Raw genomic sequence first — 25599 nt, forward strand, 5'->3', positions numbered from 1 at the left:
GTGCCTCGCTGTATGTCTGGCACTGGTTTAACCCGTAATTTCGCTTCTGGGGTCACCCTAACTCTGCTCAAGAAAATGAGAGGGAATAAACAATGTCTCTAGTAGCGTGTTTTCCCCCTCGCCCCTTTGGGGAGAGGGCCGGGGTGAGGGGCTGTCGTACCTAGTTACGGCCCGCCATTACGCCGCCGTCCACGTCCCACAGCGCGCCTGTCACCCAGGTGGTGTTGTCGGACAGCAGGAAGCTAACCACTTCTGCGACGTCGCGCGGGGTGCCGACGCGGCCAATCGGGTGGAAGCTGTCAAAGCTTCCCATCACGCTTGCCACATCCTCTTTAGGAATAAATCCTTCGTAAATTGGCGTATGTACTACGGCCGGTGAAACCGCATTGACGCGGATGCCGTGCGAACCCAGTTCAATAGCAAGGTTCTTCGTCAGCGCATGCAAACCGGCTTTCGCCATGGAGTAGGCGGAAGAAGGCGTGGCGCCGATGGCCTGCTGCGCCCACATGGAACCGATGTTGACGATGGAACCTTTAATCCCGGCGGCAACCATGTTTTTCACCACTTCGCGGGTAATAAAGAAGGTCGCGCGGTTGATGTTCATGTACATGTCGTAATCCGCCTCTTCGTGTTCGGTAAAGGCTTTCGGGAAGAAAACCCCGGCGGCGTTCACCAGCAGGCTGATGTCGCGGTGTTCAGCGTTAATTGTGTTTATCACTTTGTGCATACCTTCGCTGCTCATTAGGTCCGCGACAATGACAGAGACTTCGCCGAGGGCAGACAGCGCCTGGCGAGCCTGTTCGGCTTTCTCGGCGCGATTGCCGACCAGCACCACTTTTCCGCCGTTTTCCAGCACCAGGCGGGCGCTTTCCAGACCCATACCGCTGGTGCCACCAACAACTAAAAGTTTCTTACCTGCGAATGATGTAGACATGATGACCTCGTTTCTTTTGGCTTAATAAGAGGAAGCTACCCGCTATGGCGCTTCGGAATGGCGACAGAATGCCAAACCCTTTTGTGCCTGACGAAGCATAAGAACTTGCATATCGAGAAAGAAAAACTATCTTGTCGGTATGTCGTCTTTTGCGAAGAGAAAATATGAGATCGCTAAATCGCCTGAAATGGCTACACGCGTTTGAAGCCACCGCACGCCACGGCAGCTTTACCGGCGCGGCGGAAGAGCTGGGCGTAACGCCCGCCGCCGTGGGGCAGCTTGTTCGTTCGCTGGAAGAGTGGGTCGGCCATCCGCTGCTACACCGCACGCGGAGCGGGAAAGAAAGGCTGACTTTGGTCGATGAGGCGAGAGACGCGCTGCAGGATATTACCGCCGGGCTGGACAGCCTCGAGCAGGGGCTGAATAAGTTGCGAGGCGCCAGAGCTCGCGCGGTGGTGGTGATCACGGCTTCGCAGGTCCTGATGATGAACTGGCTAATGGAGCGCCTCAACCGCTTTTCCGAGCAGCACGACAGCATTGACCTGCGCCTTAACGTCACCGAAAAACTCACCGACGTGCTGCACGGTGAAGCCGATTTAGGCATTCGCTGTGGCCCCGGCAACTGGCCTGGTTTGCAGTCGACCTGGCTGATGGATGAAGAGGCGGTAATCGTCTGCAGCCCGCAGTTGCTCAACGGCGTGACCGAGGCCGACTGGCTGTCGAAGCAGAAGCTTATCTACGACGACACGCCGCATCCTGGCGCGAATTTCCCTGACTGGGAAACGATTTCTCAGCGCATCGGCGTAGCGTTATGCGAGCAAAACGGGCTGCATATTAACTCCACGTCGGCGGTGATCCTCGCGGCGCTGGGCGGACGTGGCGTGGCGGTGGTGCGCAAAGCGCTGGTCCAGCAGCTGATCGATCTTGGCCAACTACGGCAGCTTTTTCCGCAGCACAAATGGCCGCTCACCTGGTCCTATTTTATCGTTCGTTCAGAGCGATCCAGCCGCCGCCCGGAGGTTACGCTATTCCATGACTGGCTGGTGGCTGAGACGGACGCTACGCTTAAGTGATGGAAAAACTCAACGAATTAAAGCGCGCTAAACGGCTGGCACTCTCACTCTTACTGATTGCTGCCGCGACGTTTGTCGCTACCTTATTTTTGCCGGCCAATTTCTGGGTAAGTGGCCTGAAAGCTATCTCTGAAGCGGCGATGGTCGGTGCACTGGCTGACTGGTTTGCGGTTGTCGCGCTGTTTCGCCGCGTACCGATCCCGTTTATCGCCCGGCATACGGTTATTATTCCGCGTAATAAAGACCGTATCGGCGAGAATCTCGGCAAATTCGTGCAGGAAAAATTTCTCGATACCCAGTCGCTGATTGACCTTATTCGCCGCCACGAACCGGCGCAGATGATGGGAACCTGGTTCCGGCAGCCCGAAAATGCTCAGCAGGTAGGTCGACACTTACTCAAGGTGATGGAGGCGTGGCTATCGCTGATGGACGATGCACGGATTCAGGGGCTGATTCGCCGGGCGGTGCACAAAGCCATTGATAAAGTCGATCTCAGTTATTCCAGCGCGCTGCTGCTGGAAAGTCTGACCAAAAATAACCGCCATCAGACCTTGCTCGACTCGGTGATTGCTCAGTTGCTGGCATTGCTGGAGAAACCGGCCAGCCGGGAATTTATTGCCCGCCAAATCGTCCACTGGCTGGAAACCGAGCATCCGGTTAAGGCCAGGGTGCTGCCCACCGAATGGCTGGGCGAGCAAAGCGCAGATCTGGTGTCCGATGCCGTTAACTCTCTGCTGGATGATGTGAGCCAGGATAAAACGCATCAGCTTCGTCGTGCTTTTGACAGGGCCGTACAGCGGCTTATCGACAGCCTGAAAAATGACCCGGAAATGGCGGCTAAAGCGGAAACGATCAAAAGTTACCTGAAGGAGGATGAGAAGTTTAATCTCTACCTCGGTGAGCTTTGGAACGACCTGCGGGGCTGGCTGAAAACCGATATCGCCAGCGATGATTCGCGGGTGCAAAAGCGGATTGCCGAAGCGGGGCAATGGCTGGGAGAAACGCTAATGGCTGATGCTTCGCTTCGGGCCTCGCTGAATGAACATCTTGAGCAGGCTGCGCGACATATTGCCCCGGACTTCTCTGCGTTCCTTACCCGGCACATTAGCGACACGGTGAAAAGTTGGGACGCAAAAGACATGTCGCGCCAGATCGAGCTGAACATCGGCAAAGATCTGCAGTTTATTCGAATTAACGGCACGCTGGTCGGCGGCTCGGTCGGGCTTGTGCTGTATCTGCTTTCACAGCTTCCGGGCGTGATTGAGAGAGTGGGGTTGCCGTTTTAATGCACGAGGCGCAAGGCCCCGTGCAGCATGGTTAGCCCTGATGAGGCATAAGTTTCGGGTCACCCGCAAAAGCAGGTTGGCTGCTGCTTAATGCCTGTTCGTCGGCGCTGATTGAGCCGCTGTTATCCGCCCAGACGCCTTCCTGCGTTTTACTGATGGCCTGATGCTGGCCGTTAAGGTTTTGCCCCATGGCGGCGATGTGCTGGCTTTCGGTTCCACCGCTGTTGTCGGCCCAGGGAATGACGGGGTCGGCCGCTGCGGCGAATAAAGGCAAGCAAATCGAGCTGGCAAGCAGCATTTTGATGGCTTTATGCATGTTATTCACCTGCTGAGTTAAGTGTTTGACGTGCCAGCCCCACAAGGAGGTGGCGGTATCGTTAAGTCTACTGCGGCGTTAAGTGTGTGCTGGCGCGGAAAAGTAAAAGGGCGTGTCATTCTCCACAATTGCTTGCCATCGATCTCAACTTATTCAATAAGATAGAGAACTATTTTGTTTTCGGTGAAATAATTAATCAGCTTACTATTTTGTGGCTAATGCCCGGGAATGTGAGGTGGAAATGGAACATTTCATGCGCTTTTAATTTAAGATTTTCGCAGCCCATCATCCGACACTTTCCGGGCTGGGGGATGAAATAACCGACATGATAATGTTACCCCGTAAACTGAAAGCCATTTTGCCGATAAGAAATATCAGCGACGTAGTCGGGGGAGCGCCTGGCAATTGCACATTTCTTGGCTATACTGCAGCACTTTCTCTGATGGTATGCACGACGGCTATTTTAATGACGCTAAACCATTTCTGTTATTTTCTTCTGGTGCTTGCCGCTGTGGGCAGCGCTTTCATGCCTCACTCTTTGGTTATGTGGTTTGTGCTGGTGAATGTGCTCACGCTACTGGTTTACGGTGGTGATAAGCTGGCTGCGGTAAAAGCCTGGCGGCGTGTGCCAGAGACAACGTTGCTTATCTTTGGTCTGTTAGGTGGTTGGCCCGGCGCTATTTTTGCCCAACAGCTCTTTCGCCATAAAACGCAGAAACAGCCATTCAAAAGCCGGTTCTTTCTTACGGTGATAATAAATATTATTTTCATTCTTATTGTTACGTATGAATTCTATTTATCTCACTGATATTAATTGTAAGCGGAGATTGAAATAATAATGTGGCTTTTGCAGTGAACATTTCTTCCGATTAAATAGAACGGTGACTCTACTGGGTGGTACGATGTCCAGCTATTGGGTAGGTAGCGCCTTTTGGCTATCCTTTTTATCAGGAGTTATAAATAAACATTAAATCCGGAACTGATTCCGGAGAGCCGTCAGTCGTCTGGTATATGCAAGCCAGATGCCTTGTGCCTTCACTCTATAATCAATTGATTTTATTTGTATTTTTATTTATAACGCAATGACAAAATTAATTATTCATCTATTATTAATGAATTAATAATGTTTATATTAATTAGATTTAAATGATATCGGTAGTGATGTGTTGATTTTGTAAAGATTAATGGAGGGATGAAACTTGAAACGTCATGTTGTTTTTTCTTAATCGTTTTAATTAAGTCTTTTTTAGATGCATTTTGGTTTTTATTGTGTTTAATTTTTGGGGTTGTTTGGATTTGCTGGAAGTAATTGGATGATACCATCTAAACGCTCATTTTATGTATGAGACACCTGTCAGTTTTAGGCGTTTTTTTTGCCAAAAAAACAACAGGCAGATTTGTGTTCTCGGTGGTTATTAATAGTTACGTTAAATAATGGAATGAATAATTATGCCGGATAAAAGGCGGGCAACTCTATGATTATTTTAAATCAATCTCGTTCAGGTTATTCCGCGGTGAAAAGAATAGAGGCTTATATTGCCGCCGTGTTATCGCTTTGTTTATTTAGCTCTGTAGCACAGGCAAATAATACAAAAAACAGCGCACCAGGCAATGTCGATGTTCAGCAGTTTTCCGTCAAATTGGGGGCGAATCGCATTATTTATGATCCGGCAAAGTCCGGGGCGATGCTCTCCGTGGTGAATGCTCAGGATTATCCTATGCTGGTGCAGACGGATATTTTTCTTGAAGATAAAACCACAAAAGCCCCCTTCGCCGTCACGCCTCCGCTTTTCCGTCTGGACGGCGGCCAGACTTCACGCCTGCGTCTCATCCGTACCGGCGGTGACTACGCCACGGATCGCGAGTCACTGCACTGGGTTTGCGTAAAAGGCATTCCGCCTAAGGCAGACGATCTCTGGGCGAAGGACGACAAGGGAGGCGATCAGTCGAAAGTCACTTCCCTTAGCGTCAAATTCTCGGTCAACAGCTGTATCAAGATGTTTATCCGCCCGGACGGCGTGAAAGGCAAAGCCGATGATGCCGCTGCAGCGCTTAAATGGCAGAAGTCCGGCAATAAGCTGACGGTAACCAACGCCTCACCCTTTTACATCAACCTTAGCCAGGTCACGGTAGGCGGAAAAGAGGTGAAGGACAAGCGCTATGTTGCCCCGTTATCTTCCGAGACTTTCACGCTTCCAGCGGGCGGAAGTGGCCCCGTAGAGTGGAAAGCTATCAATGACTTCGGCGGTGAGAGCGTTCTCTACAAGGAGACAAGCTGATGTGCTCCCCCTTAACGCCCCCGCACTCGTACCTGTCTCGCATATTTAAGAAAACAGCCCTGGCCTGCCTTTGTTTGTCCACACTACCGGGCGGTGTTCAGGCGCGTACCTGGACCTTTGATACTACTGCTCTAGGCCAGGATGTTGATGTTTCAGTGTTTGAACAGGGAGGGCAGCTACCAGGGGTCTACCCGGTTGATATTCTGATCAACGGTGTGCGCCAGGATTCCCGATCGATGGACTTCCGGTCAATAAAAGATAGCGACGGGAATAATCGGCTTCGTACCTGTCTGACAAGCGATCAGCTGAGGCAGTACGGCGTGAAGGTGGAAGACTGGCCGGGGCTTTTTAAGGGGGATAAGACGGCTTTCCCTGAAGATGAATGTGCCACGATGTCGGCCATTCCTTATGCTTCTGAGCAGTTTGATTTTAACCGAATGGAACTACAGCTCTCTGTGCCTCAGATTGCGCTGTGGCCGGTGGTGAGGGGAATCGCTCCTGAAGGTCGCTGGGACGATGGTATTCCCGCTTTCCTGCTCAATTACCGGACCAGTATTCGGGAGATGCAGTACCGCAATAGTGGGGCAGCCAGCACCTCCGGCTCTGCGCAGCTAGAGCCGGGGCTGAATCTTGGTGCCTGGCGCTTTCGAAACTTACTGAGTTGGCAAAAAACCAGCGGCCAGAATGGCAAATGGGAACGAGCGTATTCCCGAGTGGAGCGAGGTTTGAATGACTTTAAGAGCCGCCTGACGCTTGGAGAGTATTACACGCCTTCAGACGTTTTCGACAGCGTACCGTTTAGGGGGATGATGGTAGGCACGGATGAAAGTATGGTGCCATTTAGCCAGCGAGCATTTGCCCCACAGGTTAAAGGTATTGCCCGGACACGGGCAAATATCGAGGTGCGTCAGAATGGTTATCTTATCTATAGCACCACGGTCGCTCCCGGTGAGTTCGAACTGACGGATCTGGCGATTACCGGCTCTGGGGGGGATCTGGAAGTGACGGTGCTGGAGTCAGACGGCAATAACCAGGTCTTTATTGTGCCGTGGACGACACCGGCCATTGCCGTGCGCGAGGGCTACTTAAAATACAACGCTTCCGTGGGCGAATATCACTCGTCAAACTCGGCTGTGGAACAGGTGCCGGTCGGCCAACTGACGGCGATATACGGTCTACCGTGGGGCATAACGGTGTTTGGCGGCGGGCAGTTTTCCGACCATTATCAGGCTTTGTCGTTCGGGCTTGGGCTTTCTGCCGGAAACTATGGGGCCGTATCGCTGAATAGCATTCATGCCCGTGGGCAAAAGCAATCGCAGGAATCTACGCAGGGAGCACTCTGGGGATTGCGTTACAGTAAAACGCTGGACGCCACAAACACCGGTATTTCATTTTCTCATTATCAGTACACTTCCCCTGACTACACCACGCTTTCAGACGTCCTGAATACCTGGAGGAAAGACGGCTATAGCGGATATTACTCCAGTGGGGAGTCGATAAAGAATCGAACCAGCCTGACGCTCAGTCAGTCACTGGGCAGCATCGGGAGTTTCAGCCTTAGCGGGACACGTAACACTTATCGGTACGGTAAGGCGGATCAGGACTATATTTCGGCATCTTTTGGCTCCTCATGGAAAGGTGTTTCCTGGTCTCTCAGCATGACGGAGCAAACCACATCGCGTAATGGCAGCGGTAACCGCAAGGAACAGCAATATGGGCTGTGGGTGAATATCCCGCTGTCCACTTTCGACATGTGGGCTTCCACCCAGGTGCAGGGCGGAAGTGGGCGCGACACCAGCTACATGGCCGGCCTGAACGGACGCGCGTTTGACAGACAACTGAACTGGAATTTGCGTCAGAACATTACTCAGGGTAATTCTTCTGCACAGAGCAGCAGCGTGGATATGGACTGGAGCGGTGCTTACGGCAATATCGGCGGCGGGTATAACTACAGCAAAAACTCCCGACAAATGAACGCCCAGATCAGCGGGGGCCTGATTGCCCACCGTAACGGTGTGACGCTTGGGCAGACGTTAGGCACCACTACTGCGTTGGTTGAAGCCCCTGGCGCTAGCGGTGTGGCTGTGAATAACTGGACTGGCGTTAAAACAGACTTCCGCGGTTACACCACATTGGGCTACCTTTCGCCATACCAGGACAATACCGTCACGCTTGACCCGGTCTCCCTTCCTGAAGATGCCGAAATTACACAAACCGATACCCGCGTGACGCCTACCAAAGGCGCCGTGGTGCCAGCGACCTTTCAGACGCGCATCGGCGGCCGTGCCTTGATTGCACTGAGCCGGCCCGGGGGTAACCCGGTGCCGTTCGGAGCGATTGTCAGCCTGGAGGGCAATGACAGTCCCAGAGCGACCGGTGTGGTAGGAAACGAGAGTGAAGTGTATATGTCCGGTTTACCCGACAACGGCACGCTGCTGGTGCAGTGGGGGGACGGAAAACAGTGCCGGGCGAACTATCAATTGCCTAAAGAGAAAGGCCTGGCGGGCGTTTATATCAGCCAGAGCCAGTGCAACTGAATACAGGGATAGAGCATGATACATAAAGGTAAAATGGTGGGATTTATTGCCAGTGTTTTGCTGGCTGTGGCTTCAGCACCACTCCAGGCGGCGAATTTGGAAATCCGTCTTCAGCCACAAACGATGTTTATGAACGCAATAAACGTTGGGGATGAAGTGATGTCGGGGCAGTTTAGCTGCCGGGGTAAGCATCATATCTGGCTTAATGCCGAAAAAGTTGATGATGTGGCAAATACCTATATTGTTCGGGGCAAGCATAATCAAGGCAATATTATCTACGTGACGCTTGGCGGCCAGGGGTGGATAGTGGATGACTCCGCCGAAAGAAAAGGTGTCACGACGGTAGATACGTTAAGCGACACGCGATTTATCCTGGCTGCCAGTGTTAATCAGACACCACGCCCGGATGTGTATAGTTTTAATGTGGCCGGTGAATGCCTTCCGGTTGAAGGGGGATGTGAAAGATATTCATATGCCAAAGGAATTGTTGTTTTTCTATATACAGCAGTGTATGGAAATGTGATCACTGCGCATTTTTTTTGAAGGTTAGGGTTTTATTGTTATATAAAATTTAAATAGCCTGGTGACGAGGTTATTTAAATTTTTCTTTCTGTTGGAAGTATGTTAAAGCCACCTTTTACCGGTGGCTTTTTATTTTCTGGATGATGGTTTTTTAGCAGTGTGTTTCTAAGTCATAATCTGAAATACCAAGGTATTTCATTGCCTCTTTATAATAGCTAATTCGCTTTAGCTCAATGGACGTTGAATAGATACGGCCTTCTTTTGATTGGAATGCATGTTTCTGAGCCCTCTCAGATAATGATTGGCCTTTGCTGTTGATTATCTCATCTCCTCTTAATGAGAGGCTTTTCAATGAGTGTCCGTGTTTCAGTAATTCAGCGGGAACATCAAGGGCTACTTTTTGTTCGAAGTTTTTTATGTAATGCTTATTGGACCTTTCATAATAGTAGATTATTTTTTTATCGCTTTGCTCCATGTTATTGAATATGCTGTCATTAAAGGTTTTTATTGTTCTAAATTTATTGGCGATAAATAATGAAAATATTGCACAGTCATCTTGCGATCTTTGTGTTGATACTTCAATGAAGCCAATTTTTGCATAAATATATTGTGCATGTTTTTTCAGTAGTTGCAATCCATAATCAGTCCCGGCTTCTTTCGTATTTTGCAGGAATGAAGGTTCGTATAGTAAAATATATGGCCGATCATTAAGTGTTCTGAATTCAATTGCTGTATAATGACCAGTGATGTAGTCCTCTTCATCGCCCATCCGAACAATACATGTACCATTCCTGTATAGTTTAACCCCCTGAATAAACTCGTAGATTGAAGCAAAATGTATTATTTTTAGGCCTTTTTTCTTACTCAAAGCGCTTGCTAACAACGACATAACAATATCATCGAGTCGATTCGTCTCAATGCCTGGTTGGTTTCCTCGCTCATAATCGTTGATTATCGGATTAATTCCGCGTGTTACAGTATTTTTTTGTAAACTTGTGAGCATGTAGTTTCTGGTTGGGGTTGACAGTTGCTCTATTAAATATTGATAGCTTTTTTCCAGCGTACACATGCTTGCTTTTGATATTCGGTCATTAATTAAAGTTCCGGTGCGTTCTGATATCTTCTTTTGATTGATTTTCCTACTCATTGCTTTAATTAAACTATCATCTTTTTTGATGCGATTGAAGTATCCCATGATATTCTCGTTTGTTATTGGATGGTGTGAGTATGCAATATTTTAATACTGCATTAGATATTTAAATTAAACTGTTATAGTCAAGGTGATTAAAATAATGGGCTGTGATAGTAAGCCTATTTCGGTCTGGTCTATGAGATAATAAAATTTGTCCCTTTGGATAATATGAGGCATAACACCTTCGGCCGTGATGAAAACAAAAGGTGTTATGACATCTTTACTGCTTGCTTTTTAATTTGGCGTTGTCTTCCATTTTTAATAACAGGAATTTACTGTTTAAACCTTCAATTTTTGCTGATAATGCGAAAAATTGTGCCGGGGGTATTTGCTGATTGCTGTGTTTTAATAACTGGATCTGATTAAACTGATTTTCTACCATGGTGCTCTGCCGGGAAACGATCTCACGTAATTGATACACCGCCGTTTTTAACTCCGAAATGGTCATGTAGGCCGTTTTTTTTTGTTCCGCTTCTAAAAGCCGTTTTTCAATCGCTGTCAGTTGTGAAATAAGCTCCTCATAGGTGGTGTTCGTTGGTGCAGACTTGCTGGCAATTACCTGCTTTTTTTTCCATTGGGTGACCAACGGATTGTCTTTCCAGAAGGTGTTGGTCACCCGCAGTACGTCGGGGTTATCGATACTTTGGTAAAGGCTTAAAATGCAAACGGCAAGGGCCGCGCCAGCTGCACTCCAGCAAAACTTATTGAGCCAGCTTAATGGCCGGGATTCAGGAAGCTGCAGATGAGTTATCGCACGTTCTGGCTCTGGTACTGCCGGCGCGGCGGATTTGATTTGCTGGATTTGTTGTTGCAGCATTTTGATGTTCATTTCCAGCCACAAAGAGAGCTGCCGGAAGACATCTCCCTGGGAGGACTGTATTTCAGTGGCCTGGGCTTCTAACATTCCCGAAGACATCAGTAGCTGCTCCATCGCCGGGATGTTGTCCGTCTGTAAAGGCAGGCAATAAATTAATGGCGTCAGGTAACGGCAGTAGTCATCAATCATTTGGCGACGCAGATCGAGCGCGGCCAGGGGCGGCCAACAGGGGGGATGCTGTTTTGCAAAGCCGCTAGTAAACACCTGTGTTCCACTGGCCACGCCTTTCCAGCCATTTCTCTGACAGGCAATCAGGCAGTACCACAAGCCAGTTTGCAGATCATAGCCAAACTTTTGAAATAGCAGATTGCAGTCCTTTTCCCGTTCACGCCACCAGTTTCCGTCGTCTGAATAGATCTTCAAGCGGTGCATGTCGTTGCTGAACTGGAGAAAAGCCTGGTGGCCACGCGGATCGTGGCTGTTGATTTTCAGGGTGCGGGTATTCTCGGTATTCATGGACTCGCTCATGCTGTGACCTTCTCAGCACGCAGGGTGAGGATTTTTTTACTGACGTCGATTTTAAAGGTGGTTCCCGGCGCGCCGTGTAACGCGCTATCGGCCATCAGTGGGAGCAGGTGCTGATTCAATACCTGATCGATATCGCGCGCGCCACTTTGAGCCACACGGCAGCGTTCGGAAATCCAGTTTATGGCTCTTTTGGTGTAGCCCGGTAGTGCGGGAGTCTCTGTTGTTTTCTGATAGCGTTTGCACAAACGCTCCAGTTTAAGAGCAATGATGTTAAACATCGCGTCAGAAGAGAGCGGCAGGTATGGCGTTAGCGTCATGCGTCCCATGAGTGCCGGGCTAAACACACGCTCAAATTCGGGGCGAATGGCATCACACAACGCTTCCGGGGCGGTATTCCCTGAATCGTAGGCCGTCATTAGCGTCCCGCAGGCCAGGTTGGATGTCATAATAATGAGCGTGTTGCGGAAGTTGATCTGCTGACCTTCCGCGTCCTCGATCGTGCCTTTATCAAAAATTTGATAAAACAGCTCCATAACGTCCGGGTGTGCTTTTTCTACTTCATCAAGCAAGACAACAGAGTAAGGATTGCGGCGAACGGCTTCGGTAAGAACGCCGCCCTGGCCGTAGCCCACATAGCCTGGCGGGGATCCTTTCAACCCGGAAACTGAATGTGCTTCTTGATACTCGGACATATTGATTGTCACCAGGCTTTCCTCGCCGCCAAACAGTAATTCAGCCAGCGCAAGCGAGGTTTCGGTTTTACCTGTACCAGAGGGACCCGCCAGCATATAGACCCCCATGGGCTTGAGTGGATCGCTCATGCCCGAACGACTGATGCGTATCTGCTGGGCGATCTGTTTGAGAGCATGATCCTGGCCTATCACTCTTCCCGCCAGGCGTTCAAATAGGGCGTCGATTTGCTGGTGCTCTTTCTCCAGCATTCGCCCAAGCGGAATGCCCGTCCAGTCGGCCACAACATCGGCAATACAGGTTGCATCGACGCATTCAAACACCATGGCATGTTGCTGATGGCGGGCCGACAATGTCTCCCGAGCCTGGGTAATGAATGCGGCATCTTTGCTGTTCAGCAATTGCTGAACCAGGTCATTTTGTTCTCTCCACTCCTGCATAAGGGCTTCAAGCTTTTGTTGTAAATCCTCTGTTTGTCGCGTTAATGCTTCAACGCGTTTCGGCGCAGTGTTTTCTCGTTTCAGGGCTTCACATTCGCTGTTAATCGCGCGCAGCTGGACGTTAATCGCTTCAATTTCTTTTGGCTCGTGGTTTTGTGAAACGGCGACTCGGGCGCAGGCAGTGTCCAGCAGACTGACGCATTTGTCCGGCATTTGCCGTCCGGCGATATAGCGATTTGAAAGCGTCACCGCCGCATGGATAGCGTTTTCTAAGACGAGGACACCGTGGTGCTGCTCCATCGCCGGAGACATGGCCCGAAGCATGGTGGTGGCATTTTCGATATCCGGCTCGGCTACTTTTACGACCTGGAAGCGGCGGGTCAATGCGGCATCTTTTTCGAAATGCTTCTTATATTCAGCCCAGGTCGTGGCGGCAATGACGCGCAGTTCGCCTCGGGCCAGCGCTGGTTTCAGAAGGTTGGCTGCGTCGTTTTGGCCCGCCTGGCCACCGGCGCCAATCAACATATGAGCTTCATCAATAAATAAAATAATGGGCTTTGGTGCACGCGTGATTTCTTTTAGCAGCGCCTGAAGGCGATTTTCGAATTCACCTTTTACGCTGGCGCCGGCCTGCAGCAATCCCAGATCGAGGGTTAGGACTTCCATTGCTCTCAGTTCAGGGGGAACCGTGCCGTCTGCAATACGTAACGCCAGCCCTTCGGCGAGAGCCGTTTTACCCACGCCCGGCTCACCTGTCAAAATCGGGTTGTTTTGCCGACGCCGCAGCAGGATATCAACCATTTGTCTGATTTCAGATTCACGCCCCAGCACCGGGTCCAGCTTGCCATTTTGGGCCAGTTCGCTGAGATTGCGGGTGTATTTAGCCAGTGAAGAATTTGCGGTTGCTTGCTCACCAACCTGTGGGGCATGAACGGGTGCGGAAGCACGAAGCAATGCCTGGATTTTGTTTGACTCTCCCGCCAGAGCATGCTGCACCTGTTTATTGAAAAGGCTTTTTTCATTTTCACTGAACACGCTGGCAATGAGCGCTTCAGGCGTCAGCGAGGTGCTTCCCCATTGTGCGCTGGCAAGCATCCACGCATTCATTAACCACTCTACCAGTTCGGTGGAAAATACCGGCGTGGGGACTGGCGCTTTATTCGCCTGCGTCAGCGTATGTTGCAGAGCGCTGAACAGCTGGCTGACGGGCAAACCCGTTTGTAAACTCAGCGTTTCAAATAACGTGCTTTGCTGCTGAATAATGGCCAACAGCAGGTGCTCTGGCATCACATCCGTATGCTGCTGGGATGCTGCATGACTCACGGCGGCATCGAGTGCGCTTCGGCTATCGGTATTAAGTTTGCTGATAACTGACTTTAAATAATGGTTCATCATTTTTCCCATTAGGTCTTAATTGCACTGCGCGATATCGCCGGGCAGCGCTGAAATAGGGGTGTTAGTGTGTTGTTCTGAACGAAATGCAAGGTCGGCAATTTGTGTGTTGAGCTCGTCAATGTTTTGCGCTCGTGCGTACCAGGCCTGCCAGGCGGTTTCAATCTCGTTTGTTTCTGAGAGGGCAAACCGAACCAGCAGATGTTTGATACCCGTCTGCTCGAGCAAATCTGCATCCTCGCCAAATTCACTGCTTTGGAATAATGCTTCTCCGGAGGTAAAGCGGCGGATGAAGGTTGGCCAGGCGTCTTCGCCGTAAAGGCGGTGATGGACGGTAAATCCAGGGAACATCACGCTGACGGTGACGTCTGTGCAGTGACCGGGCTGCCAGCTGAAGCCGTGTGTATCGGCAAAATTCATGCTGATAAATTTCTGTTCGCCATTCTGGCAGCTCAGCGTTAACTGCGTACCGGTTGGTACCAGCTGTGCGCCGCCCGGTACGGTGGCCGGCATGCTATTGATATTGAGTTTCCAGCTTTTTTTCGACAGCGCATTTTGTTCGGCTTCCAGGGCCGCCACTTTTGCCACTAACGCGGTGATTTGGTCTTCGTCTCGCGTTGATTCTCGTTCCTGGATATCAAGCAGCTTTTCAGCCGGGTAGCTGTGCCTTACGAGATGAATAAATTCCGCCGTCAGCGGGGCATGTATGCCAGCAAAACTCACTGCACTCAGACCGCTTTTATCTTTTTCCAGAAAAGCATTGGCCGGTCCGCGAAGAAAATCACCTATCAGTTGCTGGCTCAAAGCCTGCTGTTGTTCATAGTCACGGGTATCGTTATTTTTCCCCAAGGGCCAAATGACCGAACGCTTCCATTGCTCGTTAAGCCAGCAGGTGCTTTGGTGGATAGCATTCGCCGCTAAACGCTGAGCGTCGTTTTGATAAAACAGCCACACGGCATTGACTCCGGCGTCGGTATTTTGGGGCGTTAGATGTTCCTGAAGTGCGGTGAGTGCAGGTAATAAATCGGTTATAGGGTTACCGTCGCCGTTCTCGTTTTTGGCAAAAAGAGCACGGGTCAAGTGTGCGTCAGGGGCACCTTGTGATACGGCTTCTTTGACGGCTTTGTTTCGAACGGTTTGCCAGTGAAGCCATGCCCGATCGGCGGGCGCGGCGCGGCCAGGCATTTTTGTATCCCTGCTGCCTTGCAGCCAGTCGGTAAGAGACTGACGAACCTGCCTGTCGATTTGTGTGGTACGACGTACCATGGCACTTGCGTTTGCCTCCGTCGACAGTTGCTGAAGCTGACGAAGCGTCTGCAGCCATGGCTGCGCCTGAGGCACTGTAATATCCTGAAGCTCGTGCAGCGTACGGTGTACAAATTGCATTGCCGAACTTTTATTTTGCCCCATCGCCACGAGTTGCGTGCGCGGTATACCTGATGGAGAGACTGAGGATAAGTGGGCGCTCACCTCAATCAGATATTGCCGCCATGCGTCCTGTCGCCGTGTTGGCCAGCGCGTTTTCTCCTGCGTAAGGATCGGCAGGGGATGAGCGACAGCTTTTTCCAGGGTGCTTATCCAGCCGAATAACGTTTTTTCGCCTTCAAGCGTCCAGAGGCCTGACAGCGTTATCGAATCGGGTAGAGATGGCCACCATGCCGCGGCCTGGAGCGGGTGATGCATCACCTCAGGCGCAACAAGCCACTGCAGGGCAGGATCGTGGTTAACCAGCGTTTCCAGCAGCCGCTGCGCGGTAAATAACCACCTTTCCCCCTCAGGGGTCCGCATATAGTGGCGTTCAATTGCCATGATGGAGAGCGGCGAGAGTTTTTGAGAGTATTTTCGCTGTAATAAGGCTTTTTTTACCGGCGGGTTGTTCTGTAACTCATCAAGTGTGACGCCAGTCCGCATTTGTTGCCAGGTAATCACCGCATCGGCGAGGGAGAGGATAAGATCGCGCTGTTCCTCGGGTGCCGCACGCAATACCTGCCATTGATATGCATCCAGGGAAACCTGGGGCTTCCGTTTAGTCGAAGGCGACTGGATTAAGCGCGTTTCGGCAATCTGACGCTGCTCCTCAATTAAAGGTAAAAATGGCAGATAACGCAGCGAAAGATGATGACGTTGTTCATCTTTAGCTAAGAATTTCGCTAAGTTATCGGGAGACTGCTGGCGTACGTTTGTTTGCAAATATTCATAACTTAGCCAGGCACTGACCGTTATCCACACGGCGGCCAGCGAGAGCGCCAGCACACAGGCTTTCTTCACATGAGGGCGATGCAGCCAGCGTTGCTTACTCCGACGCAGGCCCAGATCTTTTAAATGGTTTGCAAACAAGTGATGAACGAAAAGGCCCGTCCGGCGGCTGCGGTTTTCATCTAATGGTTCCGTCGCACAGAACCATATGCTGCTGAGACTGGTATGTCTGAAATACGCGTTGGGTTCGCATAAGGAAGCTACTGCATAGCGAAGTACAGGCTCCAGCCGGGAGAATGTTTCCGGGAAGTCTAGCAACGTTGCGTCTTCAGTTGCCGTGAGCCCGACAGAACGCCCCATGCTGAGTCGAACGCGCGACATACCTTGCTTCAAAGCTGAAAACAGAGGATGCAGTATCTGTTCATCTTGTCCATCGATATGTGGGGGATGGCTCCAGGTGTAGCCTAGCGGCTGCAGGCGTTGCTCGGGAGAGAGTTGCTGAGCCCAAAGGCTGAAGCCGGGAAAGCGATCGCACTGTGTAATTAAGATATGTAGAGGCAGTTGCTCGCCAAAACGACGGACAAGCGGCTCAAGAAGTGCTCGTTGCTGGCGGATAAGCGCATGAAGTGCGCTAAGATCCGGGTTGAGCAGTGACGTCACCGGAATCGCAATAATCACCCCCGCTGGGGCAGGCATGCTCGTGCACCATTGCACCAGTCTTTTCCAGGCCTGAGCAACAGCCGGAGAACCGGAGAGAAAATTACTGGAGACGTCCAATACGCAGAGTTGGCGGAAGAACCACCAGCGCAGCGTTCTTGTCGGCCTGATTAAAGTGTCATCGGCATCGTTATAAAACGTAGGTAAACCGGCGCTGGCTAATAGCGTGCTCTTTCCGCAGCGATCGCCCAGCAGGAGATATAAAGGGAGCTTCTCTCGCTGACGGCGTGCCCGCTTGATAATACTGGCCCCGGTTTTCCAGTGCGCTTTCAGCACAAACTCACGGCGGGAAAGACGAAATTTTTCGAAGAGGCGGCGTCCTTTTTTACCCTTTATTACCAGAACAAGGGTATGCCCAACGCACCACAATAAGACGGTTATCAGCAGCATCAACAGCCAAAAGACCAGTATTGAGGAGGTGCGCCAGTCTTGCCACAGGCCAAGGGTAAAGCTAAACAATAGCGATAAGCAAAGAACTAACAGCCAGCCGGTAAAACAAGCTAATTTTTTAAGCATAGTATTCAGGACATATTGTAAAGGGCAAAAAATAAAATCGAATAAAGCAGGGAAACGCCCAGTGCGGCCAAAAGAAGTGGGCGTAACCGCTGCGACATGGATGTCGACTTTGGAATACGTTCAGGCATGATTTCCGCCTCATTCGGCCATTTTTGCCATTGTTCGGGTAAGCAAATTGTTCGCTGTGCTTCGATAACGGTGTGAAGCGGCTGTTTGTCTTCAGATGTGCTGTACTGGCCCTGAAAACCCTGCTGCAGGCAAAAGAGAAAGACTTTTCTTGCCTCGTCATACGCAGGGTTGAGCTTTTCAAGTTGAATAAAAAAAAGCTCGCCCGCCGTCGTGATATTCAAATACTTCCGCTGTAGCAGTTCACTTCTCCAGTGATGCCGCCAGGGGAGTTCAGAACTTAGAATTGCCTCATCCAGCCAGGCAATGACAGCGATACGGGCCGCTTCTTTTTCATCCGCGGAGGCATCCTGTAACGCCGCCTCTTGCTCTGCTTTTTCAAACAGCGTGATGCAGAGCTGCCGGCTTGGCTCATAGTCGGTAAGATCTTCTCCACCCGTAATGTGTAATACCTGTTTGAATACCGGGAGGTAGCTGTCGAGGAGCTGCATTATTCCGCCCCCATAAAGATCACCTGGACCAGAAGATCATCGGGTGCGTCATCCCAGTAGAAAACGATATTTTTTTGATTTTCAATACTTTTCCATAGGTTATCTTGCTTCTGTATCATGAAGTAATAAGCATCCTTGCGGTTAGGAACACCTCGTGGGGTTGGGGTGAGTCGGGTGACAGGGATGCCCGGAAGGGCGTGCTGAATCAATGTGTGAATGGCTGATTTCGCGGCGACTTTGAAATTTGAACTGTCTATGCTGGACATCGTTTCTGAACTCAGCATTAAGAGAACATTGCCGGTTTTTTCCCACGGTAACGTCTGTAAATCGCCATAAAAGACTCGCTGCTCGTCTGCCACCAGTGACACCCAAGTGTTGTCTTCTAATGTCAGGTTGTTCAGAAGGGCGAGAATGAATTTTCTGGCGCTGCTAAAACAGGCGCAGAGGTTGAAATGATCGTAAGGCAGTAAAGGGGTCTCGCCTTCCCACTCGCCGTTGAATGAACATTGTTCACTAAAGCTGGACAGTTCGCCGATGAGCTGCAACAGCTGCCCGTAAATGGGCCACGGGTGCATGGAGGGCGCACGGCAACAATGTTGTAAGAGGGGAAGCGCGCGGTTTAAAGAGCGCATGACCAGCAACTGGGTCATGTCTCCTCTGCTGGCATTTTTGAGTTGATCCGAACGTTTGTATTCGGCCAACTGATGCGCACGGTTAGCCAACTCAGCATACAACCCGTCCAGCATTGTTTTCAGAACCGGCGATCCGTTCAGCGTAATGACGGGCGGCGCAAAACTCGGATCGCTGACAACCCTGTCGTTCTCATAGCGGAGTCTTAATAAAGGCAAGAACTCGCAGTCAACGACGGAGGCTTTTTCTTCGTCACTCAGGATTTGAACATTATAAAGGATCCTTGAAACGCTACATTCCGGGCCGTTGAAGTACACGTCTTTCATGACGTCTTCCTGACGGGGTTTTAACCATCGACTGTTGGGGGAGTCACCGACATTGGCGTGGCCAGGATCGAACCGCCGTAAAGCCAGCCAAAGCGTGAACGGTTTTTCAATTTGCTTCCAGGCGTCCCGGAACATGCGAGGCTGTAAAAAGCAATTTCCTGGATATTCCAGGTAATCACCAGAAGGCAGAATAGCCTGCAGTCGGTCAATTTTCAGGGTGAAGTCCACCAGCGTTTCAGGGTTGAAATCACAGTGAATAAGGCCGGTGTTCCACGGCTGTGATAGCTGACGGTGTCGCGCCAGCATGTAGTTGTGATGTAAATCGACCGACTGAAGATGCTGCGGTTGAAGGTACACGCCGGAGTACCAGTAGATCTGTTGTAATTCAGGATACACGTTACTCTCCTGTTTCCGTTGGCGCGGTGTTATTGCGCGTGAACGGTGCTTTTTCTGCTCCGGAGAAGTGACTGATACTGTCACTGCCGAGCCGAATATCCAGCGTGACGGGAGCCAGATGTGCTTGCCAGGAAGGCATCAGCCAGCCTGATTTTGTGCTGGTCACGGGCACGGGTACGAGGGCCATATGCTGGCTCTGTGGGAAGGGGTAATAGCCGGCTACGATGGCAAGAAAGCGGGTATTTTCGCTGCGGTCTATATGCAGAGTAGCGCTTTGCCCCGGCATGGCGGCGTAGCGATCTATTTTGAGTATGTCGTCATGGCTACCTGCTGCCCGGAACAGATTTTTCAACGTCAGTGGCGTTGAAAAGAGCTGCGTGAGCGTCTCAGCTTTGTTCGCCTGAACAATCAAAACGGTGCAGCTGTTTGCAATACCGTTCAGCGTATTAAGGTCTGGATCCGCCATAAGCTGAACCGTGATAGCGCCTGGTGCGAAAGGTGCCTTAACCTGTTCAATTGCCTGTTTTTCTGATGCTTGCAATTCGGTATCCGCAGCGCAGCCGCTAAGCAGTAAGGCAGAAAGGAATATGATCAACGTTGTTGTTCGGCGCATCAGTTAGCTTTCCCAGTAAGTACGTTGTTGATTTCCCTGATGCTGCCGCTGTCCTCAATCATTTCCTGAAGCCAGTCGGTTAGCGTCATGTTTGCCCAACGTGCCGCTCTCTCCATCAGGAAAGGAACCGGACTGGAAGGCTCGGACTGGCGAAAATAGGCTGCGATAGCCAACATCTGGCTAATAGCAAGCTCGCGGCTCATTGCCTGGGGGGAATGGCGCACCGGCGTTTCTGCTGGCTGAGGCTGCGTCTCTTCCAGAGCGGGCGTTAACACGATAGCCTCATCGGAGAGGGGGATTGCGCGCTGAGTGAGGCGCTGAAGGTAATCATTAAGATCGCTCAGCGTTTGGCGGGTTAAGCTAAATAATTCCCCTTCGGGATCCTGGCTCAACGAGACATAGCGGCTTTCCAGTAACTCTAATAACGTTGTTATTTGTTCTACCCGGGCGGCTTGCTGGCTGATTTCAATGGAGGAGAACCCGGTGGCCTGTTTGTCAAACGTGGCCATCGTCAGATCCCCTTCTTGCTCTATCAGCTTGTCAAGGGTACGCGAGTTAGTATTGATTTTGTGTTCAAACGCGAGAATTTGCCGCCATCTGGCCAGCGTTGTGTTCGCCTGGCGCAGCATCGGCTGGTTAAATAAAATTTTATTGAGTTCGCGATCCAGTCGTACCAGCTTGCTGCGGCGGATGGTGAGACCTTCTTCTTCCAGTGACGGCCAGCATTGGTACCAAAAACGAGTGATAAACTCACTCAGAAAATCAACACCGCTCAGCAGGCCTTCCAGCCCTTTTTGATGGGATGTTGCTTCAACAAACCAGCATGCCAGCTGCAGGTCTTTGCTTTGCTCTGTCAGCGCTCGCTCACACAAGGACTGAACTCGCTCCCAGTCCGCCTTACGAGGCTCGCTGACGGCCCAATCCCCTTGGGGAAGCTCGTCTTTATCGCTTTCACGCGCCTGACGAATTTCGTCGAATACAGGCTCATACTCCAGGTTAATTCCTGCAGGGGTGTCGAGCGAAATGGGTGACAGCAGAGTTGAAAAATCTGACTGCATAGAAAACCTCAATTATCCAATTAACACTTTGGGACAGCCAGCAACGATGGTGCCGCCATGGGCGCAGCTATCGCCCATACGCGCTGCTGGTTTCTTGCCGATCAGCACTTTCGTACTGCCCATCACAATGGAGTCCACCGGGCCGACGCAGGTTGCCATCGAACCCACCGTTGCAGCGGGTAACCCGCCGATCAGCACGGTGGGAACACCGGGCGGTAAAATGGGGCCGCCTACATGGGGCAGAGGAGGAACTCCCGGGGCTACCATTGGGCAGACATGCATGTCAGAGACCCGGGCTGCGGGCTGGGCCATCAGAAAGTCTCCTTAGGCTGGCAACGCATCATCAGGCTTCTGGCGCCTTCAACAGGAGTTTCACCCAGCTCGACGGCAAGCATAACGATCGCGCAGCCGAGCATTTGCAACGTCAGTTTCGGATCGGGATAGACCGCAGGGAGATCGTCCGGGCTCATACTGCCGCTCGCCCAAAACAGCGATAGCGCCATGGCCCCGGTTGGAGAATTAAGATCCTGCTTTTGAGCCTGTTCAAAAATTCGCCACCGGCGTGCATTGTCGTATTGAGTGTATTGCTGATGCATTTCACCCAGCAGTGGATGGATGTCTGCCGGTGCTGTTTCACGTAGGAGTGAGACAAGCTGTATGCCCAGTTGACTGACAGGAAGGGAACAGGTCCACTGATGCAGAGCCTCTTCCCACCGACCTTCCTCCAGCAGCTTGTCTGGATTGAATCCGTTTTGTGTCATGGTTTGCTCTTATCCAATGTTAATAATTCCGCCAGCGACAGTGGTCATGCCGCTGCCTTCAACTTTCACCATTGCGCCTTTGAGTTCAGCCGTGCCGCTGCCCTCAACTTTCACCATTGCGCCTTTAATTTCAGTGCTGCCGCTGCCTTCAATTTTCACGGTTGCACCTTTCATTTCCGTACCTGCGCTGCTTTCGAGCTTGAAAGTGGTGCCGTTGATAGTGATACCGCTGGTGGAGATGGCGATTTTGTTGTCGCCCACTTTTAGTTCTATGGATTGTGTGGACTCAATCGTCAGGGCTTTCTCCGTTTTGAGATCTCCGCCTCCGCCTGTGACATCGAGGCTATAGCTGCCGTCTTTAATTTTTGTGGCCACGTCGCCGCTGATTTCCTGTTGCCAGTTCCCTTTTTCCAGGGTGAGGTTCATATTTCCCTCTTTTAACAACAGCAGGTCGTTACCCTTGGTGAGCTCCGTATTACGATTGGCTGCAATGGTGCTTGTAACGTCATTTTTGACGGTGAGCGTCAGATCTTTTTGCGCGACAATGGTCAATAACTCTTCGCCCTTTTTGTCGTCGAAGCTCAGACGATGGCCGTCCTCAACGCTGCCTTTTGTTGCGCTACGCGTGACGAATCCGCTCTCTGTCTTTTGGGTGGGAAGATCGAAAGGTGGTTTGTTCTGACCGTTGTAGACCGTACCGGTTACCAGTGGATAATCTGGATTGCCCTGGATAAAGCTCACCAGGACTTCGCTACCGACCCTTGGAATAAATTGCGCACCAAACTTTCCGCCGGCCCAGCTTTGTGCCACCCGCACCCAACAAGAGCTGGTGTCGTCGTTTTTGTTCTCTTTATCCCAGGGGAATTGGATTTTTATACGGCCATATTCATCGGTATGGATCTCTTCCGAATCGGGGCCGACAACGGTTGCTGTGAGTATTCCTGGAATTTGAGGCTGATGGTGTTCAAAAGGGGGATGCCAGGGTTTGTCGGCAGGCATAGCTTCAATAGAGCAGCGACAGTCGCTGCTGTTGTTATCGAAATTGTTGGATGCTTCCAAATACACCGTATGGATACGGAATTTTTTTTCATCGGTAGGATGTTCTTTTAGATCAAACGTTTCGCCAGCGCTTAGCCAGTGAGCAAGCACGATGGCATCAAAGCGGCGGTTATTGGCTTCGTATGCCGCGAGGGTGTTTTGTGCTTGCAGGGCAATCAGCGAACGCTCACCCTGTGGCGTGATGTCGGTAAACATAGCCGAGTCGATGCCGGCTTCTTGCGCGTTTGCTTTTTTAATATCTTCAATGGCCGCAGACTGCTGCACATTGACACCTTGCAGCGTCACGCCTGCCGGCAACAGAGTCGTGACGGACGCCAGCTTTTTGAGGCTGGCCACAGAGATTGCTTCACCCTGGTGGTGCCAGAGTAAAGATTCCCCCTGGATAGGGGAATGGCCACCTGCATGATCGGTGAGGACTAAGGTATGCCCGGTTTCGCTATGTTTGAAGTAATAATAAATCCCTTCTTCTTCCAAAAGTCGTTGGATAAAGTGAAGCGCCGACTCCCGGTACTGCACGCAATATTCGCGCTTTTCATAAGAGCCGTTTAGCTGGAGGTCTAACAGGCTAATCTTGTGTTCATTGAGTAAGTCATGCACCAGATCCGGCACGCTAATGTTTTGCCAGATGCGCATCTCCTGACCCAACATCAACTGAGAAAGTAGCGGCTCTACCGTAAGGATGCATTCGGCTTCTTCAGGCGTACGTTGAGAATAACAAATTCGAGTCACGATGCCGTGCAAAAGGCGCTGGGGAAGTTCGTTGCTTCCGTCTCCAATCTGGCAGGAGACTTCCTGCCCGTGCCAGCGAAGTAATTCTGATTCCTTTTTATGCGTCAACGAGCGAAGTTCATACTGATAAGATGACGACAATGACTCTGCACCCTTCAGGGCAATGAGCAGCATTTCATCGGCAATATCCCCATTCCATCGAATGAAATGACTTTGCTGATCTGTTTTTAGTTGAGTGCTGTTTAACATGAGATTCATCCTGATGAGAGGACTGGGGCAGGGAGCCGTACCTGATGCAGGTGCGACCCGTTATTGTGTCCAAGGCAAAGGTCTAGCCCTAATGCCGCCATCCCTAATGAACGCGGCGCAAGGTTGGCGCTGCTGATGACCAGCGACACAGAAAAATCCACCACCGGCCCGACATAATCACGAATGCAGGACCAGACAGCTTCTCTGGTTTTTCCAGAGGGGGTGAACTGACGTGATATTTCGGGGGACATTGGGCCAAGAATCACATCGAAATGGGAATGTACTTCAAGGCGCGCGCTGCCAATCATGGGCGCCGTGGCGAGCGTTTGATTGGGGTTACTCAGCCGACAATGCTCTTCTTTTTCTACCGCCCTCCATCCGCCAGTAAAGGGCACAATGGTTGCCGCAACGCCGAATCGTTGGCTGAGCCAGCGCTCAAGATTAACCATCGAGCGAACGGGCGAGGCAAAGAGTGGGGCATGCATCGTGAGTGCCGGCGAGTTGGCGTCGGCAAGTAGACCCGTTAATGCCAGAATCGCCACCTGTAACGGCTTCTCCGCCTGAGATTCCGCAAGGGCATAAAGGTGGTGTTTTTGCCAGGCAAGATAGTCAAGACAATAAAGGCGATGACCGAACAGATCGATAAGTGCCTTCGCACTGCGATCGCTGTAACGATACTGGCGTTCAATCAGCCATTCGGTGTAGGCCGCAGGAAGTGCGCCCATTGCTCCCGTTAACCCGTTGAACCCGGCGGTAACCTGCACGGGAGCATCATCAGATTCCTGGCGAAGGGTTTCTATTTGTCCGTCAGGTGCGTCAATCGAGAGCGTCGATGAAATTTGAAATTTTTCATCAAGCAAGGTGTCATCAGAAACATTGTTCTTTCTCAACTTACGCAGTAAGACACGGATTTGTTGGTAGAAACTGAATTTACTCTCGATGGGAATCAGAGCCATGACAGTCTCCCGGCGCGGACAGGCCATACGCGCGTTGTTTGCATTTCTTGCTCTATCGATGTTGTCAGGCGTGTGAAGCTGTTTACCGGGGCGTAAAGCGCAAGCAGGCGGTCGAGCAGGCAGCAAAGCAGGTAATAATCAGGCTCCCGTAAGGCATCATGGCTAAACGTCAGGGATATCGATATTCCACGTGCAATGGAGTGTGGGTCGTTACTGATGAGCCTGGCCGTCACGGGTTCGCAGGACAGATTTTTTATCATACTGACCAGACGCGCTTTTTCGGTATCCCCGGCGATATTGTAAAGCGCCAGCATATCCTTCAAACGCTGAGCGCCTTGCTTCCCATCAAGTAACTGATGGTTGAGTGAAAGCTGTGAAAGGAAATGCCAGCGCACGGCACTTTTTTCCAGAGGGTTTACAGGGCTGCTTGGGTGAGTCAGGCTGGTAATATTCAAACCAGCAATCGGCGCTGATGAATCAAAATCGCCGTCCGGGTGGCCATACTGTAGCTGGCGTGGCAACTCGTGGTTGGTACAGCTCAGATTAAGGGTGACGATGTCAGGGCCTGAAGATAATGGGCGTGCTTTATGCTCGCTGAAAGCGATAAAGTGTTTTAATTCCAGCCCTCTTCCCGAAGGGATTTCACGGCGTAAGACCTGCCAGCTGAGACCAGAGTCAAGCTCATTGGCGGAGGAAATATGGCTTTCCAAAAGCGGGAGCACAGGGATATGCTCAATACTGTTATTCACTTTGCGCTGCACGGAAACCTT

At 51.1% G+C, this 25599-nt stretch carries 21 protein-coding genes; 6 read left to right on the forward strand and 15 right to left on the reverse strand.

Annotated features, from left to right (window positions below; genetic code table 11):
- Nucleotides 1-160 precede the first annotated feature (160 nt).
- Nucleotides 161-934, reverse strand: a complete 774-nt coding sequence (locus CNE01S_RS21380; RefSeq protein WP_061278346.1) for an SDR family NAD(P)-dependent oxidoreductase — start codon at nt 932-934, stop codon at nt 161-163.
- A 164-nt stretch (nt 935-1098) separates the two neighbouring features.
- Between CNE01S_RS21380 and CNE01S_RS21385 the strand changes: the two genes are divergently transcribed.
- Together CNE01S_RS21385 and CNE01S_RS21390 are read left to right on the forward strand one after the other, a co-directional pair.
- Nucleotides 1099-2007, forward strand: coding sequence for a LysR substrate-binding domain-containing protein (locus CNE01S_RS21385; RefSeq protein ID WP_061278348.1), 909 nt, complete (start codon nt 1099-1101; stop codon nt 2005-2007).
- Nucleotides 2007-3293, forward strand: coding sequence for a DUF445 domain-containing protein (locus CNE01S_RS21390; protein ID WP_061278350.1), 1287 nt, complete (start codon nt 2007-2009; stop codon nt 3291-3293). Before CNE01S_RS21385 ends, CNE01S_RS21390 begins: the two co-directional genes overlap by 1 nt.
- Nucleotides 3294-3324: 31 nt before the next feature.
- On the opposite strand, the gene CNE01S_RS21395 is transcribed toward CNE01S_RS21390, so the two are convergent.
- The gene (locus tag CNE01S_RS21395) at nt 3325-3609 is read right to left on the reverse strand and encodes a hypothetical protein (protein ID WP_061278352.1); all 285 of its coding nucleotides are present in this window, start codon (nt 3607-3609) and stop codon (nt 3325-3327) included.
- 466 nt (nt 3610-4075) lie between these two features.
- Between CNE01S_RS21395 and CNE01S_RS21400 the strand changes: the two genes are divergently transcribed.
- The 4 genes from CNE01S_RS21400 (at nt 4076) to CNE01S_RS21415 (ending at nt 8968) form a co-directional block, all read left to right on the forward strand.
- Nucleotides 4076-4417, forward strand: a complete 342-nt coding sequence (locus CNE01S_RS21400; RefSeq protein WP_061278354.1) for a DUF1294 domain-containing protein — start codon at nt 4076-4078, stop codon at nt 4415-4417.
- A gap of 667 nt (nt 4418-5084) precedes the next feature.
- Entirely contained in the window at nt 5085-5888 is an 804-nt protein-coding gene (locus CNE01S_RS21405) for a fimbria/pilus periplasmic chaperone (RefSeq protein ID WP_082763265.1), read from the forward strand.
- 74 nt (nt 5889-5962) lie between these two features.
- On the forward strand, nt 5963-8425 hold the full coding sequence (locus tag CNE01S_RS21410) for a fimbria/pilus outer membrane usher protein (protein WP_245874309.1): 2463 nt from the start codon (nt 5963-5965) through the stop codon (nt 8423-8425).
- Nucleotides 8426-8440: 15 nt separating this feature from the next.
- Nucleotides 8441-8968: an AfaD family invasin gene (locus tag CNE01S_RS21415; protein ID WP_061278356.1), complete on the forward strand. Its 528-nt coding sequence runs from the start codon at nt 8441-8443 to the stop codon at nt 8966-8968.
- Nucleotides 8969-9098: 130 nt separating this feature from the next.
- On the opposite strand, the gene CNE01S_RS21420 is transcribed toward CNE01S_RS21415, so the two are convergent.
- The 13 genes from CNE01S_RS21420 to CNE01S_RS21480 all read right to left on the reverse strand — a co-directional run.
- Nucleotides 9099-10142, reverse strand: coding sequence for a YopJ family acetyltransferase (locus CNE01S_RS21420; RefSeq protein WP_061278357.1), 1044 nt, complete (start codon nt 10140-10142; stop codon nt 9099-9101).
- A 217-nt stretch (nt 10143-10359) separates the two neighbouring features.
- Nucleotides 10360-11472 (reverse strand): VasL domain-containing protein, encoded by a 1113-nt coding sequence (locus tag CNE01S_RS21425; protein WP_245874307.1) that lies wholly within the window; start codon nt 11470-11472, stop codon nt 10360-10362.
- Between the two features lie 8 nt (nt 11473-11480).
- Entirely contained in the window at nt 11481-14006 is a 2526-nt protein-coding gene (gene tssH / locus CNE01S_RS21430; protein ID WP_061278362.1) for a type VI secretion system ATPase TssH, read from the reverse strand.
- 18 nt (nt 14007-14024) lie between these two features.
- Complete coding sequence (locus CNE01S_RS21435) at nt 14025-17435, reverse strand: type VI secretion system protein (RefSeq protein ID WP_061278364.1); 3411 nt, start codon at nt 17433-17435, stop codon at nt 14025-14027.
- A 5-nt stretch (nt 17436-17440) separates the two neighbouring features.
- On the reverse strand, nt 17441-18052 hold the full coding sequence (locus CNE01S_RS21440) for a DotU family type IV/VI secretion system protein (RefSeq protein WP_061278366.1): 612 nt from the start codon (nt 18050-18052) through the stop codon (nt 17441-17443).
- Nucleotides 18052-19404, reverse strand: coding sequence for a type VI secretion system baseplate subunit TssK (gene tssK, locus CNE01S_RS21445; protein WP_061278368.1), 1353 nt, complete (start codon nt 19402-19404; stop codon nt 18052-18054). The genes CNE01S_RS21440 and tssK overlap by 1 nt, the downstream gene beginning before the upstream one ends.
- A gap of 1 nt (nt 19405) precedes the next feature.
- Nucleotides 19406-20017 carry a type VI secretion system lipoprotein TssJ gene (tssJ, locus tag CNE01S_RS21450; protein ID WP_061278369.1) on the reverse strand — a complete coding sequence of 204 codons (612 nt, stop codon included), beginning with the start codon at nt 20015-20017 and terminating at the stop codon, nt 19406-19408.
- Nucleotides 20017-21075 carry a type VI secretion system protein TssA gene (tssA, locus tag CNE01S_RS21455; RefSeq protein WP_061278371.1) on the reverse strand — a complete coding sequence of 353 codons (1059 nt, stop codon included), beginning with the start codon at nt 21073-21075 and terminating at the stop codon, nt 20017-20019. The genes tssJ and tssA overlap by 1 nt, the downstream gene beginning before the upstream one ends.
- Before the next feature lie 12 nt (nt 21076-21087).
- Nucleotides 21088-21387 (reverse strand): PAAR domain-containing protein, encoded by a 300-nt coding sequence (locus CNE01S_RS21460; protein ID WP_061278373.1) that lies wholly within the window; start codon nt 21385-21387, stop codon nt 21088-21090.
- Nucleotides 21387-21836 carry a DUF6931 family protein gene (locus CNE01S_RS21465; protein ID WP_061278375.1) on the reverse strand — a complete coding sequence of 150 codons (450 nt, stop codon included), beginning with the start codon at nt 21834-21836 and terminating at the stop codon, nt 21387-21389. Before CNE01S_RS21465 ends, CNE01S_RS21460 begins: the two co-directional genes overlap by 1 nt.
- Nucleotides 21837-21845: 9 nt before the next feature.
- Nucleotides 21846-23873, reverse strand: a complete 2028-nt coding sequence (locus tag CNE01S_RS21470) for a type VI secretion system Vgr family protein (protein WP_061278377.1) — start codon at nt 23871-23873, stop codon at nt 21846-21848.
- Between the two features lie 5 nt (nt 23874-23878).
- A complete protein-coding gene (tssG, locus tag CNE01S_RS21475) occupies nt 23879-24829 on the reverse strand; it encodes a type VI secretion system baseplate subunit TssG (protein ID WP_061278378.1) in 951 nt (316 codons plus the stop codon).
- Nucleotides 24820-25599, reverse strand: a 780-nt coding sequence (locus tag CNE01S_RS21480; protein WP_174522190.1) for a type VI secretion system baseplate subunit TssF, incomplete at its 5' end; no start/stop codon positions are given. The genes CNE01S_RS21480 and tssG, both read right to left, overlap by 10 nt.

The organism is Cedecea neteri NBRC 105707 = ATCC 33855 (genome assembly GCF_001571265.1).
Classification (GTDB): domain Bacteria; phylum Pseudomonadota; class Gammaproteobacteria; order Enterobacterales; family Enterobacteriaceae; genus Cedecea; species Cedecea neteri.